Source organism: Psychroserpens luteus, from assembly GCF_015319355.1.
GTDB classification, from domain to species: domain Bacteria; phylum Bacteroidota; class Bacteroidia; order Flavobacteriales; family Flavobacteriaceae; genus Psychroserpens; species Psychroserpens luteus.
Genome location: NZ_JADILU010000006.1, coordinates 128,760 through 143,248 on the forward strand (window position 1 = coordinate 128,760; position 14,489 = coordinate 143,248).

Sequence of the window (14,489 nt, forward strand, 5' to 3'; positions counted from 1 at the left end):
CTAAACCCTACTGAAATGTGAAATTTATGAAAACACCTCTGGTTTTCATGGTAGTTACATTTCCTGTCCAAGGACTATTTGGATCTTCATCTCTAACTAATTCATCATTAAGAGCAAAAACACCACGAATAGAAGGCGTGAATTTAAACCATTGGTTATAAAAATCTATTCCAAAACCCAACTCATAAAATACCACATTTTTCTTTGTTCTAAATTGTCCTGCTGCATTGTCATCTGGATTTTCTTCGTTACTGGATAAGTTTAATGCAGTAGAAAATCCGCCAATAATAAAAGGTTTAATATTATTAAATCGTTTGGTTGATACTTTTAGTAGCAACGGAAAATGCACATAAGTTGATTTAACCTCACGCAATAAATCAGAACTTGTAGGATCTAAACCAGCAAAATATGAAGGGTCATACATTACATTTCTGGTTGTAATGAATAAACCTGGCTCAAAACGTAAATCGAAATAGTCGTTAAGCCTTAGGTTAGAAACTAAACCAACACTAAAACCCATAGACGTTTCTACTAGAATATCTGGTTTGTCTTCTTCGTAAACAAATTGATAATCATAAGTGTTAAGTCCTAGGTAGAATCCCCAAGACACTCTTTGTTTATCAAAATTTTCTATATTTTTTATTTTTTCCTTACTAAAAAGTTGAGCAGACGCTGTTTGCGAAGCTATTAATAAAGTTAAAATTATAAGTATTCTCTTCATAAATTACTAAATGACTTAAAAACGTTACGCTTTAGATGCTGTGTAAATTGTAGCGACACCTAAAGTTTGAGGTTTGTCTTGCACGTTAATAAACCCAATTTTACGTAAAATATTGTTTAAAACCTCACCATAAGGAAAAACAGATGCAGATTCTTGTAAATAAGTATAAGCAGATTGGTCTTTAGAAAAGAGTTTTCCAATGGTAGACATTACGTATTTGGTATAGAATTTATAGCCTTGTTTAAAAGGAGTTTTTGTAGGTACAGAGGTTTCTAGAATGACGAATGTTCCGTTTGGTTTTAGAACTCTAAGAATTTCTGCCAGACCTTTTTCTAAGGTTTCAAAATTTCTAACACCAAAAGCTACAGTAATCGCATCAAAGCTATTATCTTCAAATGGTAAATCTTCAGAATCTCCAACAACCATAGAGATAAGGTTGTCTAATTTTTTATGCTGTATTTTTTTTCGACCCACTTCCAGCATTCCATCGCTAATGTCTAAACCAATAATTTCTTTGGCATTAGTTTTAGCAAGGCTAATGGCTAAATCACCTGTTCCTGTTGCGATATCCAAGATACGTTCTGGGTTTGTCTTAGATACAATATCAACCACTTTATTTCGCCATTTGATATCAATACCAAAAGAAATCACACGATTTAAACCATCGTATTCTTTTGAGATATTATCAAACATTTGAGCGACTTGTTGCTTTTTGTTTAAATCACTATCCTTATATGGAGTTACTTTTGAGGACATTTCTTTTTTTGCAAATATACTGAAAACTAATAGCTTTAAATAATAGTATGTCTTATTTGTAAGTAAGCTTATCACATAATATTATAGTATATTTGTATGCTTTTTTGAATAAAAATTTCTATGAAAATAATTATAGCAGGAGCAGGTGAAGTAGGATTTCATTTAGCTAAGCTTTTATCATACGAGTCGCAAGAGATTACTTTAATCGATACCGACAAAAATAGTTTAGCGTATGCAAGTGATCATTTAGATATTAGAGTGATTAAAGGAGATGTGACTTCAATTGCTATTTTGAAGGAAGCTAGAATTAATACCTCAGGACTATTTATTGCTGTAACTTCTTCAGAAACTACTAATATTACAGCTTGTGTACTCGCCAAACAATTAGGAGCTAAACAAACTATTGCTAGAATTGCAAACGAAGAATTTTTAGATCAAGATGAAGATTTAGGTTTTACAAAATTTGGTATCGATGAATTAATTTCACCAGAAATTTTAGCAGCTTCTGAAATTGAATTACTTCTAAACCAATACGGTTTCAATGATACTTATGAGTTTGAAGAAGGTAAATTAACAATGCTTAGTTTGCGATTATCAAGGACTGCAAGTTTTGTTGGTAAAACGGTTAGAGAAGCTGCAGAGGTTTTTCCTGAGTTACACTTTGTGCCAATTGCGATACAACGTTTTGGGACTCAATATACGATTATCCCTAGAGGAGATACAGAGTTTAAAGAAGGTGATAAAGTAGTCTTCATGACCTCTAAAGGTGGAGATGAAGAATTGTTTGAATTGTCTGGAAAAGTAAAAGCTGAGCTTAAAAATATTATGATTTTAGGCGGAAGTAAGATAGGATATAAAACAGCCAAAGATCTTTGTGAAAGTAAATTTAGAGTCAAACTTATAGAAAAAGATAGTGAAATTGCTTTTGAATGTGCAGATGATTTACCAAACGCCTTAGTGATTAATGGCGATGGGCGAAATGTAGAGTTGCTAGATGAAGAAAATATTAGTGATATGGATGCTTTTATTTCTGTAACAGGAAACTCTGAAACCAATATCATGTCTTGTCTTGTAGCAAAATCTAAAGGTGTTAAAAAAACCATCGCTCTGGTAGAGAATATGGATTATTATCAATTATCTCAATCTATAGGTATTGATACGCTAATCAACAAAAAACTTCTTGCAGCAAATAATATATTTAGATACATAAGACGTGGTGAGGTTGTTGCAATGACCAAATTAACTAATATGAATGCAGAGTTGTTGGAGTTTGATGTTAATTCTCAATCTAAAATAACCAAAAAGAAAATTAAAGATTTAGATTTTCCACGATCTGCAATTATTGGAGGTGTGATTCGTGATGATGTTGGACTTATTCCGTTAGGAGATTTTCAAATCCAAATGGGAGATAAGGTTGTCGTATGTTCTTTACCAAGATCAATAACTCAAGTAGAACGTTTCTTTTTCTAATTTCAACACATGAAACATTTAGTCTATATTTTAAAACACTTATTTGCTTGTTCTTTTAATGTTCCATGTGACCATCAAAAAAAATCATAAACGTCCACATGAACCATTCATTCTATATTTTTAAGGATAAAGATAAATTTTCTTTGAATGAACCATGTGACCTTTAATAAAAATTATAAACGAACACATGAAACTTAACTACAAAATCATTTTTCATTTTTTCGGGTTGTTATGCCTTTTCAATGGAGGATTCATGTTATTGTCTACTATCATAAGTCTTATTTATGAAGATGGCGTAACAATGGAGCTCATGTCTTCTGGACTTATCGTTGTTTTGATGGGTGTTGCTTTAATGGTATCAACTAAAAAGCATAAAAAAGAACTTAATAAAAGAGATGGTTATATTGTAGTTTCTTTTGGTTGGATTGTCATGACATTGACAGGTACACTGCCCTATTTAATTTCTGGATCTATTCCTGGTTTTACAAATGCGTTTTTTGAAACCATGTCTGGTTATACGACAACAGGCTCTACTATTTTAAATGATATTGAAGCTATCCCAAAAGGTATTTTGTTTTGGCGTAGTATGACACATTGGATTGGTGGAATGGGAATTATCGTTCTCGCCATTGCCATATTACCATTATTAGGTATTGGAGGTATGCAGCTCTTCGCAGCAGAAGCTCCTGGTCCTAATGCAGATAAATTACATCCTAGAATAACAGATACAGCAAAACGTCTTTGGCTTATTTATTTTGGTTATACAGCTGCCGAAACTATTTTACTTCAAGTGGCAGGTATGTCATTTTTTGATGCTATTAATCATTCACTTTGTACCTTGTCTACAGGAGGATTTTCTACTAAAAACGCAAGTGTTGCCTACTGGAATGGACAACCCGTAATCCAATATATTATCATTGTATTTATGTTTTTAGCAGGTACAAATTTTGTATTAAGTTACTTCGCTTTTAAAGGTAAAATACAAAAGGCCATATTTGATGAAGAGTTTAAATTGTATTTTAAATTTATAGCCTTATTTACAATTATTGCTGCATTGATTATCTATTTTAGAGCAGATTTTTCTATCTCATCAATAGATCATCCTATGGTTTACGGAAAAGCCGAAGCTTCTTTTAGACACGCACTATTTCAAGTGATTTCTGTGATAACGACCACAGGTTTTATTACCGCAGATTACACACTATGGACACCATTTTTGGTTGTGTTCTTTTTCGGGCTCATGTTTTTAGGAGGTTCTGCAGGTAGTACATCTGGTGGTGTAAAAGTCGTGAGACATATGATTATGATAAAAAATGGGTTCTTAGAATTTAAGCGTGCTTTGCATCCAAATGCTATTTTACCCGTTCGTTATAACAAAAAAGCAGTTGCAGGAAATATTGTATTTAATATTCTGGGATTCTTCATTTTATACATGTTATCCTTTATTGTTGGTGCTTTGGTGTTCTCAATGTTTAATATAGATTTTGAATCTGCCATTGGTTTATCTGCTTCAAGTTTGGGTAATGTTGGTCCTGCATTGGGTAATTTTGGACCTGTAAATAATTATGCAGAGCTACCAGCTTTGGGTAAATGGTGGGCTTCATTTTTGATGCTTATTGGTAGATTAGAACTCTTCACAGTTTTGATTTTATTGACACCTTTCTTTTGGCGAAATAGATAATATTTCAATTATTTTTAAAAATATTTTTTCTTCGGAAATATTAATATCTATAGGTATTTCGGGAATTTAACATTGGTTTTTAATGGTTTAGAAATGAAATAGGTTGTAACATTTTATCTTTATGTACGTCTTATTTGTATAATCAATTAAATCAATCAATCATGGAATTAGTACTTACATCACAAAAATTAGAGCCTTCACCCAAACCTAGAATAGAAATCGAATTTGTTAGACCAGAAGGTTTATTAAATTCAAATTACAAGTCTATTGTAAAGTGTAATTTACATCATACAAATTCATCATCAATCTTTGGTATTAAGCAACGCATAAAAGGCAGACAATATCAATTTACTTCAAGTATCGAAACACTTTTAAAATTGTCTGTTTTTGCCATAGTTCTTGGCTTTATATTATAGTTAGACTATAAAAGACCTTTTTAACTGGTATGATTGAGTTCTCACTCAAAACTATCTTTTACACTTTTATTCAATACGTTTTTGGCATACTTATATGTATTCTGAAAGGTTTGATATACTTCAATTTTTAACGGTTGGACTTCTGAATTTGTTTCAGAATAAAAAAAAGATATCATGGGAATTTCATCAATGAATAGCACAATAAATAATAATAGAAAATTATTAAAAAACGGAAAACGTGTTCCATTTACAAAAATGAATGGAGGTTCTAGTAGAAAATTAGGATACAAGCAATATGTTTTGCCTAAAGTTTCGCCTCATATTTTAAGACGCGTTAGGATTAAGACTAAAAGAGAAAATAGGCGTTTGCTTATTAAGAAAATCATTATTGGCACTATTGTAGGATCAATTGTTTTGTATTGGTTTTATAGAATCCAATATGGATGAAAAGAAAAGACCTTTCAGGTTTTTTAATTTCTGAAAGGTCCTAATATTATTTTTAGATTTTAAGTCTAGCTTACTGCTTCCTTAATTCGCTTAATCGCTTCAATGATTTGCTCTTGCGATGCAGCATAAGAAATTCTAATACAATCTGGACTTCCAAAAGCAACACCTGTTACAGTAGCGACATTTGCGTGTTCTAATAAGTATAGCGAAAAATCTGTTGCGTTTTCAATTTTTTGTCCTTTTAGCGTTTTTCCGAAGAAAAAAGAAACATCAGGAAATACATAAAATGCACCTTCTGGAACATTAGTTTTAAATCCTTCGATATCGTTTAGTAAACCAAGAATTAATTCTCGTCTTACTTTGAACTCATCAATCATAAATTGAACACGTGATGGCGACTCATTTAAAGCAGTAATTACTGCACGTTGTGCAATACAGTTTGCTCCACTTGTGATTTGACCTTGCATTTTAGTACAAGCTCTTGCAATAACTTCGGGAGCTCCAATATATCCAATTCTCCAACCTGTCATGGCAAAGGCTTTTGAAACACCATTAACCGTTACAGTTCTATCAAACATGTCATCAAACTGAGCCATACTTGCATGACCACCAATAAAATTGATGTGCTCATATATTTCATCTGAAACAACAATGATGTTTGGATACTTTTGGAGTACATCTGCTAATGCTCTCAATTCATCTTTGCTATAAACAGATCCGCTTGGGTTACAAGGAGAACTGTACCAAATCATTTTCGTTTTTGGCGTAATAGCAGCTTCTAATTGTTGAGGTGTGAGTTTAAAATCGTTGTCTATTGATGTCTTTACTTCAACAGGAACGCCTTCGTTGAGTTTAACAATATCACTATAACTTACCCAATATGGGCAAGGTAAAATAACTTCATCTCCTTTGTTAAGCATAACCGCAGCAATATTTGCTAATGATTGTTTTGCTCCTGTAGACACTACAATTTGGGAGTGTTTGTAATTAAGATTGTTATCTCTCTTGAATTTGGTGATAATGGCATCTTTTAATTCTACATAACCATCAACAGGTGTGTATGAATTATAGTTGTCATTTATAGCTTGAATAGCTGCATCCTTGATATAATCAGGTGTGTTGAAATCTGGTTCACCTAGACTTAAACCAATAATATCTTTTCCTTCTGCTTTTAGCTCTCTTGTTTTGGCTGCCATTGCTAATGTGGCAGATGTTGCCATATTGAGAACTCTGTCTGAAAGTTGTGTCATTGTGTGTGATTAGTTGTTTTTAAGCTATAAATTGTATTAAGCCAAGGTTGGCTTTTTACCTAATTCTTTTAATTGTTGGTAATGCTCTCCTATGGCTGTCCAAATAGAGTTGTATTCGTTATAAGGCAGACTAAATTCATGAGCAGTTTCTCTTACAATTTTTGCAATGTTTTTATAATGAACATGACTTATGTTTGAGAATAAATGATGTTCTACTTGTCTATTTAAGCCTCCAGTATAGAATTCTACTATCCAACTTTTAGGAGAAAAATTAGAAGTGGTAAATAATTGGTGAATTGCCCAAGTGTTTTTCATAGTACCATTTTCGTCTGGTAAAGGCATTTCGGTATTTGGCATTACATGTGCTAATTGAAAAACGACACTTAAAATAATTCCAGCAGTATAGTGCATAATTAGAAATCCTATTAAAACTTGCCACCAAGCGTAACCTAAAACTATAGGTAGTACTACCCAAATAGAATAATATAGAATTTTACCTATAATTAACTTTGTCCATTGCGTTGCAGGATTAGGAAATTCTCCATAAGAGAGTTTTCTTTTAAGGTATTGGTAGGTTTGTTTAAAATCTGTTGTGATAGCCCAATTAACAGTTAATAAACCGTATAATAAGAATGCATAATATTTTTGGTATTGATGTATTTTTGACCATTTAGAATGTTTAGAAAAACGAATTATTCTACCAGCATCAATGTCTTCATCGTGTCCTTGAATGTTAGTATATGTGTGGTGTAACACATTGTGTTGTACTTTCCAGTTATAATCGTTACCAGCTAATATGTGGATGCTGCTTCCCATGAGTTTATTTACCCATTTTTTACTAGAAAAAGAACCATGATTAGCATCATGCATGACATTCATACCAACACCTGCCATACCAATACCAATAACCATCATACTTATAATTTGTAACCAAATTGGTAAGTCAACCGTTAATAATACAACTAAAGGGCCAAGTAATAATGTGAACATTACTATAGCTTTAATGTATAGCTTCCAGTTTCCTGTTTTTTTTATGTTATTTTCTTTAAAATAATCATTAACACGTTTGTTTAGTGTCCTGAAGAATTTTGCAGAATCTGTTCTTGAGAAGGTTAAGGTTTGTTTACTCATGCTATTAATTTTTTCAATATAACGCGATAAATCACATTTTCATATTACCTACAAAGATAAATAATAAAAGCTGTGCGAAGTATAATTAAATCTTAAAAATATCCACTTAAAAATACATACTTTTGTCGAAATCTTAAAAAATGAAGCTGATACAACATTATTTTCCTGATTTAACTGAAGAACAAATCCTTCAGTTTAAAAAATTAGAAGACCTTTATAAAGACTGGAATTTAAAAATCAATGTCGTATCTCGTAAAGATATTGACGAATTGTATTTGCGTCATGTGCTACATTCTTTAGGTATTGCAAAAGTGATTCGGTTTAAACCTGATTCTAATATTTTAGATGTTGGTACAGGTGGTGGTTTTCCAGGAATCCCATTAGCTATTCTACATCCAGAATGTCAATTTCATTTGGTAGATAGTATTGCTAAAAAATTAAAGGTAGTCAATGAAGTTGTTGAAGGCCTAGGTCTCACAAATGTAAAGACAACTCATAGTCGAGTAGAAGATATTGATGAGCAGTTTGACTTTATAGTCAGTAGAGCAGTGGCAGCAATGCCGACTTTTGTACATTGGGTAAAAGGTAAAATTGCAAAGACCTCAAATCACGAACTTAAAAACGGAATTCTATACCTTAAAGGAGGAGATCTCACCGAAGAATTAGAACCATACCAAACTGCAACAATTTATAACCTTGAAGACTATTTTAAAGAAGAATTCTTTGAGACCAAAAAAGTGGTGCACTTACCAATAAAATATCGCGGATAAAAAAAAGCTTCATGAATTTCATGAAGCTTTTTTTTATTTTTTTTTGATTAGAAAGAAGTTGAGAGATTTAAAGTAATTCCGGAATTTGGACTTACAGGTCTACAAACTCCACCAACACAGATTAAGCCTCCACGTTGTCTTCCGTAGTTTAGGGCTACCCTAGTTGCACCTTTAGAATAGCTACCTCCTAAATTAAAGAAGTGTATTTTTGAATTTTCAACAATAGGGCTTTCTTCATAATTGTATGAATCGTTTAAATAAAGACCGAAATTTGAATTAAAGAAATATTCTACTGTTCCACCCAACCAATTTCTAGCGTCATCATTTGTAGATAGATGTTGACCTTCAAGTCTTAATGATTTACCTTTACCCATTTTAAGTGTAGTTTCAGCAACTCCAATCCATGCATTTAAAGATCTTCCGTTAGCTTCAACTAAATAATCTGAGTTGTAAAAAAGATTTATATATGTAAAGATGGAACTCCATTTTTTAGACCATTTTTTCTTTACTTCAAAATTAAAATCTGAGTACAGTTTATTCTTGAAATTTAGAAAATCACTAGTATATGTCAAATTATCACTGCTAAAAAAAGGAATTCCATCAGGATCAGAAACATCTATATTTAATGCAGCCCAATAAGATAAATTAGCTGAAAGTTTAGTTCCATATTTTCCTCCAAATAAAGATCCTTTTGGTATGTTGTAAAATATGTCAACTTGATTACCTATTTCTCCTGCTTTAACCCTTGGGGCTTCATAGTTTTCTATATAAAGACCTGGTTGAGCTTGGTATAAATAAATATTTGCCAATGTGTAGTCTTGTTGTTTGGTTAGAGCAGGAATGTAATTGAGAGTACCTCTTTGTGTAGGATTGTTGATTAAATTTGCATCTTCTCTTTGTGAAAAGAAACTCATATTCTCCAGCCTTCTAAACGTGTAGTTAATTCCAAATCCTTTTCTAGAATACCCTAAATTGAATAAAACAGCACTACCATCAAAAAGTTTATTTTCTGAAAAACTAACGATATTAGGTTGAACATTATTTAATCTTATGTCTTTTTGTTTGTAAACATATTCAACATTTGCATAAACATCTTTAAAACCAACATTTACACGAGCGGAATAAGCGCCAACGTTTTTAGGGATATTGATTTTGTCTGTATTCTCACTTGTACTTGTGAAATCTGAAGATCTATTTACATAACTCAAACCCACAGATAATTGGTCCATTGATGCTGTTGATAATGCATTTTTTAAATCAAGTTCTACGTTAACTCCATATATGTCTGATTCAGAAATGTCAAGACCAACTCTTTGACTACCGTAGAAAGCTTTTACTTCTAAATAATCTAGAGGTTTATATGCTATGTTACCACCTCTGATAGAATTGTTGAGGCCTAAAAAAGTGTCCTCCCAAGTTCTTAATATTAAACCACTACCATATTGTTCGTAGAAATACCCGACAGTTGCATCTATTTTATCTGCTTTATAGTTAACATAATATTGAGCCAAATCAATCTCTTTATTAAATTGTCTATCATAATTAAGTAAAGCTTGAGGTGCATAGCTTTCAAATTGAATTCCAGTAGTAAAGTTTTTTAAGAAAAAATAATTAAGCCTTAAATAGCTATTGGCTCTTACATGGTTATCTTCTTCAAATTCTCCGGTTTTTTTATCGTTTAAATACCATTGAGCATTACTTTCAAAACTACCTGATAGGTTGTTTTTGATTTTGTTAATCGTTGAAATGGAATCATTAACTTTATTAGATGATTCTTGAGAATAGCATAAGCTGCTTGCTAATACAGTGATTATTATAGGTAAATGAAATTTCATTTGAGAGGTTTTTAGTTAGTTTTGAAAAAGTATTATATATGCTTTTTTAGCTCCTCGTATAACATTTCTTCAGAACCTGGTGTATATCCTGTATGGCGATATACAATTTCACCTTTTTTTATTATTACTGTAAAAGGAACTGTACTAGTGTTAAATGCCCTTTTTAAATCATTATTGGTGTCTAAGAGGATGGTATAATCCCAATCTTTTCCATTTATTAGAGGTTTTACGCGGTTTACCGTCCTAGAGTCATCAATAGATACAGCAATTAGCTCTACATTCGTTTCATCCTTCCAATCTTCATATGTGTAACTAATTGCATCTAATTCATTTTTACAAGGGACACACCAAGTTGCCCATAATGTAACAATAACTAAATCTTTATCTTTTGTTATTTCTTTAAGATTGGTGTTATTTCCATTTAATGTTTTTAAAGGTGTGTCCATAACTTGATTCTGAGAAAATGCTGTTAAAGACAATAAAAGGATAATAAAAGGAATAAGTTTTTTCATAATTATATGGTTTTGAATTTTGTTAAATTAATGATTAGATTTTGCTAATTTTTTGTTAAAATCACTATATTCGTGACAAATAAACCAAATAATATACCAAAATGAAAGTATTAAGTAAATTTAAGTTTTTTATGTCATTTTTCGTAGTCGTGATGACAATTGTTTCTTGTAGCTCGTCAGATGATGGTTCGGGAGAAGGAGGTGGCAACCAAACTACATCAATTACTTTGTCTGCAAGTGCTAATACAGTTTTTGTGGATAATCAAGTAACGTTTTCTGTTGTTGATGATTTAGGTAACGATCTTACGAGTCAAGCAACTTATAAAGTTAACGGTTCTACGGTTTCAAATCCTTATACTTTTAATCAATTAGGAAGTTATGACATTGTTGCTAGTTATTTGAGTTTCACATCTAATATAGCTACAGTTTTAGTAACAAGCCAATCTGATTTAACGTTGCTTTTTAATTTTAATCCAGCTACTACAGATCAAATTGTGACTTTTGTGGTATTAAATAATGTTGGAGTAGATGTGACTTCAGAGTCTACATTTACTTTAGATGGGAATTCCATTACAAGTCCTTATCAATTTGTTAATATAGGAACTAATACAGTAATAGCCTCTTATGATGGTTTATCTACTTCAAGTAATATAGAGATTACCAGATCATTTACAAAAAAAGCATTATTAGAAGATTTTACAGGAACATGGTGTCCTAATTGCCCACCTGCTGCTGCTGCAATAGCATCTGCAACAAGTGCAAATGAAAATGTTTTTGGAGTTTCATATCATGATGGTGTCAATGGTTATCCAGATCCAATGGAAATTTCTGAAACTTCATTTTGGTCAGGTTATTATAACGTAACAGGATTTCCAACTGTTTATGTGAATGGTCCTGATACGCGTTGGAATTTTCCAAACATGGCTCAAGTTAACGGAGAACTTAGCGAATTAGCTACATGTGGTCTTGCATTAGATGCTTCAATTACAGGAGGTCAATTAAATGTAGAGGTTAGAGTTGCATTTAATACTGTGCCAAATGAAGCTGTGCAATTAATGTTGTATTTGGTTGAAGATAATATTACTACAAACTCATCTCAGGCAGGATCATCTCAAGGAGCTAATTATTTGCATAGAGATGTTTTACGTGAAGTATATACTAATCAATTGGGTGATGTTATACCAGCAGGTAGTATATCTTTAAGTCAAGATTATGTTAGGAATTTTACTAGTTTAACTTTACCTACAAATATTGACGATACTTCTAATTTAAAAGTTATTGCTTTTGTTAGAAATACATATACTAAGACATTTACTGATTACTTTGGAGAAGTACACACTAATTCTCCTCATTATGATATTTATAATGTACAAGAAGTAGAAGTAGGAAGCAGTATTGATTTTGATTAATCAACACGAAAATATTTTTGAAAAGCTAGATGTTTTGTATCTAGCTTTTTTTGTTTTAAGAGTTTTTGTAATCGTTAAATTATAAACTATTTACCTTATTGAGTGTTTATTACAATACCCAATGTAGCTATAAGATCACACTAAGATTAATTTTGGTATTAAGTGAAATAAGCATTCTATTCAGTTTAAAATATTAACATAAAAAAGAGACTAGAATATTCTAGTCTCTTTTTTGTGAGTTATAAATAGATGTCATCTATTTTACAATAACCTTAGTTCTATATTTAAAGTTATATTGTGTTTCTATGTTAAGGATGTACATACCAGAATCTAAATATAATGGTAATGTTAATCGTCTATCTAAAGTTTGAATAGATTGATATACTATTTTACCTGTAATATCAATTAATGATATTGTAGCGTTGTTAACAACCTTATTACTGAGGATAGTTAACTCATTATCAATTGGGTTTTTCTCAATCTTAAGAGTTGCAAAATTTTCAAATTCAACATTAGACAACGTTTCTGGCATAATTTCACTTAAAGCAAAAGCAACATTTTGTTCAGTTAATTGTACGTGATTTTCATTGTCATCTGGCATATACCAATTTACAAATGGTGTAGTATTGGTTGTGTCGCCAGAACTTCCAGGAGTTCCTAAATTAATATCATGATACCAATCAATTTCATCGTTAGTAATCTCTAAAGCCATACCGCTTACAGAAGGGATAAAACTAAATTTATCTAATAGTAAAGATGTTAGGAAACTATCAATTAATGGGTTGCCTCCTAAGCCTTCTGTGAATCCTCCAAGGTTAAAAAGACCTCCTGATGCAGCATCAACACCATCAGAAAAAGAAGGTGCTTGTGCTTCAACTTCAACATCGATTAGTGTGATTGGAAAAATAAAGAACCCTTGAACAAGTAATTTACTAATTACTTGTTCTCCATCAGCTGTTGCTGGTGTTAGATTGATGTTAATTGTAGCAGTTACATCAGATAAAGGTGGAACATCTGGAAGCGGTAAATTTTGAAGGTTTAAAGCAGCAAAACCAGGAGTTACAGGTGTATTGGCTATAGATTGATATGGTGAGCCAATTCCACTACCGTTAATCATAGATACATTACGTGTGTTTTGAGGGTATCCTCCTATATTATTTAAAAAGACGTTTCTATATGGATGCGCTTCTGGTAGTAGTTTAGTAGGATCAAATTCTACATCACTTCCACTTAATAAATGTGATTCAAAATGATCAACTAGCAATTGCTTTGCAGCTGGAGATTTTAGGAGTCCATCGACAACACCTTGCAATGCGACAATATTTAAGTCTTCACCTAAACCAAAGCCTAGGAAATTAAACTGATGTTGGAAACCTAAAGGAACATTAGCACCTAAATGAGGTGCATCAAATGAAATCCAAAGACGTGTTTCGTGATCTTGTGAATTATTTTCCATGTAGTTTAATGCAAATCTAGAAATCAGTCCACCCATGCTTGGGCCAATGATTACGAGATCTTCATCTCCAACTTTATCAGCATTAAGCGTATTTATTAAATCTACTAGTAACATAGAGTTACGTTCAATAAAATCTGCACCACCATTTACAAGCGTACTTCCAGGATAATCTGCTTCGTCAATTATAGTATCTGCGTTAGTATCTGTCGCATCATCAATATTTAAAAGTGTATTATCACTCAATCTAAAATAAGAGGGAAAGTTTAAGACAACAACATCAAAGCCTTCTGCTCTAACTAAATCTCCTAGGTTTTGGTCACCTTGTGATCCGTTAAAATCTAATAAGCCATATAAACCAGAGATCGTTCTTGTGTCACCAGGATCAAAACCATCAATAAGAATTATTGGTTTGTCTAGAACACCATTGTCTGTGTCTAAAAATATTTCATACTCACCTAAACCAGCAAATTCAGGAACTCCAGTATAACCTGATAAATCTGCAGTAAGTGTAGATTCAAACTCAACAGTTTGAGCCTGTACTAATAGAGGTAGTACTAATAAAAGTAAAAAGTAATGTTTTTTCATAGTTGATCAATTTAAATAAATTTGACCAACAATATACAAAGTTTCATCTA

The 14,489-nt window shown here is 31.9% G+C and carries 13 protein-coding genes; 6 read left to right on the forward strand and 7 right to left on the reverse strand.

Features of this window, described 5'->3' with window-relative positions:
- Positions 1-7: 7 nt before the first annotated feature.
- Together porT and ubiE are read right to left on the reverse strand one after the other, a co-directional pair.
- A complete protein-coding gene (gene porT, locus IM744_RS14630) occupies positions 8-721 on the reverse strand; it encodes a type IX secretion/gliding motility protein PorT/SprT (protein WP_194508902.1) in 714 nt (237 codons plus the stop codon).
- Between the two features lie 24 nt (positions 722-745).
- Complete coding sequence (gene ubiE, locus IM744_RS14635) at positions 746-1,477, reverse strand: bifunctional demethylmenaquinone methyltransferase/2-methoxy-6-polyprenyl-1,4-benzoquinol methylase UbiE (protein ID WP_194508903.1); 732 nt, start codon at positions 1,475-1,477, stop codon at positions 746-748.
- Between the two features lie 120 nt (positions 1,478-1,597).
- On the opposite strand from ubiE, the gene trkA reads away from it, so the two are divergent.
- From trkA to IM744_RS14655, 4 genes are all read left to right on the forward strand, one after another.
- On the forward strand, positions 1,598-2,947 hold the full coding sequence (trkA, locus tag IM744_RS14640) for a Trk system potassium transporter TrkA (RefSeq protein ID WP_194508904.1): 1,350 nt from the start codon (positions 1,598-1,600) through the stop codon (positions 2,945-2,947).
- A gap of 187 nt (positions 2,948-3,134) precedes the next feature.
- The gene (locus IM744_RS14645; protein ID WP_194508905.1) at positions 3,135-4,628 is read left to right on the forward strand and encodes a TrkH family potassium uptake protein; all 1,494 of its coding nucleotides are present in this window, start codon (positions 3,135-3,137) and stop codon (positions 4,626-4,628) included.
- Between the two features lie 161 nt (positions 4,629-4,789).
- The gene (locus IM744_RS14650; RefSeq protein WP_194508906.1) at positions 4,790-5,044 is read left to right on the forward strand and encodes a hypothetical protein; all 255 of its coding nucleotides are present in this window, start codon (positions 4,790-4,792) and stop codon (positions 5,042-5,044) included.
- Between the two features lie 174 nt (positions 5,045-5,218).
- Complete coding sequence (locus IM744_RS14655) at positions 5,219-5,491, forward strand: hypothetical protein (RefSeq protein WP_194508907.1); 273 nt, start codon at positions 5,219-5,221, stop codon at positions 5,489-5,491.
- Between the two features lie 65 nt (positions 5,492-5,556).
- Here the strand turns inward: IM744_RS14655 and IM744_RS14660 are convergent, their stop codons facing one another.
- Both IM744_RS14660 and IM744_RS14665 read right to left on the reverse strand, forming a co-directional pair.
- Positions 5,557-6,741 (reverse strand): pyridoxal phosphate-dependent aminotransferase, encoded by a 1,185-nt coding sequence (locus IM744_RS14660; RefSeq protein WP_194508908.1) that lies wholly within the window; start codon positions 6,739-6,741, stop codon positions 5,557-5,559.
- A gap of 36 nt (positions 6,742-6,777) precedes the next feature.
- Positions 6,778-7,872 (reverse strand): fatty acid desaturase family protein, encoded by a 1,095-nt coding sequence (locus tag IM744_RS14665; RefSeq protein WP_194508909.1) that lies wholly within the window; start codon positions 7,870-7,872, stop codon positions 6,778-6,780.
- A 140-nt stretch (positions 7,873-8,012) separates the two neighbouring features.
- Here IM744_RS14665 and rsmG point away from each other — a divergent pair, with 140 nt between their 5' ends.
- Positions 8,013-8,642 carry a 16S rRNA (guanine(527)-N(7))-methyltransferase RsmG gene (rsmG, locus tag IM744_RS14670; protein ID WP_194508910.1) on the forward strand — a complete coding sequence of 210 codons (630 nt, stop codon included), beginning with the start codon at positions 8,013-8,015 and terminating at the stop codon, positions 8,640-8,642.
- A 47-nt stretch (positions 8,643-8,689) separates the two neighbouring features.
- Here rsmG and IM744_RS14675 read toward each other — a convergent pair whose 3' ends face one another.
- On the reverse strand, positions 8,690-10,477 hold the full coding sequence (locus IM744_RS14675) for a DUF6029 family protein (RefSeq protein ID WP_194508911.1): 1,788 nt from the start codon (positions 10,475-10,477) through the stop codon (positions 8,690-8,692).
- A 32-nt stretch (positions 10,478-10,509) separates the two neighbouring features.
- On the reverse strand, positions 10,510-10,989 hold the full coding sequence (locus tag IM744_RS14680) for a TlpA family protein disulfide reductase (RefSeq protein WP_194508912.1): 480 nt from the start codon (positions 10,987-10,989) through the stop codon (positions 10,510-10,512).
- Between the two features lie 131 nt (positions 10,990-11,120).
- On the opposite strand from IM744_RS14680, the gene IM744_RS14685 reads away from it, so the two are divergent.
- Complete coding sequence (locus IM744_RS14685) at positions 11,121-12,398, forward strand: Omp28-related outer membrane protein (protein WP_194508913.1); 1,278 nt, start codon at positions 11,121-11,123, stop codon at positions 12,396-12,398.
- Between the two features lie 256 nt (positions 12,399-12,654).
- On the opposite strand, the gene IM744_RS14690 is transcribed toward IM744_RS14685, so the two are convergent.
- Entirely contained in the window at positions 12,655-14,439 is a 1,785-nt protein-coding gene (locus IM744_RS14690; RefSeq protein WP_194508914.1) for a T9SS type A sorting domain-containing protein, read from the reverse strand.
- Positions 14,440-14,489: the final 50 nt, after the last annotated feature.

Excerpts from the sequence above, each read along its gene's own strand:
- porT (WP_194508902.1), bottom strand. The coding sequence starts at position 721 with ATGAAGAGAATACTTATAATTTTAACTTTATTAATAGCTTCGCAAACA.
- ubiE (WP_194508903.1), bottom strand. The coding sequence starts at position 1,477 with ATGTCCTCAAAAGTAACTCCATATAAGGATAGTGATTTAAACAAAAAG.
- trkA (WP_194508904.1), top strand. The coding sequence starts at position 1,598 with ATGAAAATAATTATAGCAGGAGCAGGTGAAGTAGGATTTCATTTAGCT.
- IM744_RS14645 (WP_194508905.1), top strand. The coding sequence starts at position 3,135 with ATGAAACTTAACTACAAAATCATTTTTCATTTTTTCGGGTTGTTATGC.
- IM744_RS14650 (WP_194508906.1), top strand. The coding sequence starts at position 4,790 with ATGGAATTAGTACTTACATCACAAAAATTAGAGCCTTCACCCAAACCT.
- IM744_RS14655 (WP_194508907.1), top strand. The coding sequence starts at position 5,219 with ATGGGAATTTCATCAATGAATAGCACAATAAATAATAATAGAAAATTA.
- IM744_RS14660 (WP_194508908.1), bottom strand. The coding sequence starts at position 6,741 with ATGACACAACTTTCAGACAGAGTTCTCAATATGGCAACATCTGCCACA.
- IM744_RS14665 (WP_194508909.1), bottom strand. The coding sequence starts at position 7,872 with ATGAGTAAACAAACCTTAACCTTCTCAAGAACAGATTCTGCAAAATTC.
- rsmG (WP_194508910.1), top strand. The coding sequence starts at position 8,013 with ATGAAGCTGATACAACATTATTTTCCTGATTTAACTGAAGAACAAATC.
- IM744_RS14675 (WP_194508911.1), bottom strand. The coding sequence starts at position 10,477 with ATGAAATTTCATTTACCTATAATAATCACTGTATTAGCAAGCAGCTTA.
- IM744_RS14680 (WP_194508912.1), bottom strand. The coding sequence starts at position 10,989 with ATGAAAAAACTTATTCCTTTTATTATCCTTTTATTGTCTTTAACAGCA.
- IM744_RS14685 (WP_194508913.1), top strand. The coding sequence starts at position 11,121 with ATGTCATTTTTCGTAGTCGTGATGACAATTGTTTCTTGTAGCTCGTCA.
- IM744_RS14690 (WP_194508914.1), bottom strand. The coding sequence starts at position 14,439 with ATGAAAAAACATTACTTTTTACTTTTATTAGTACTACCTCTATTAGTA.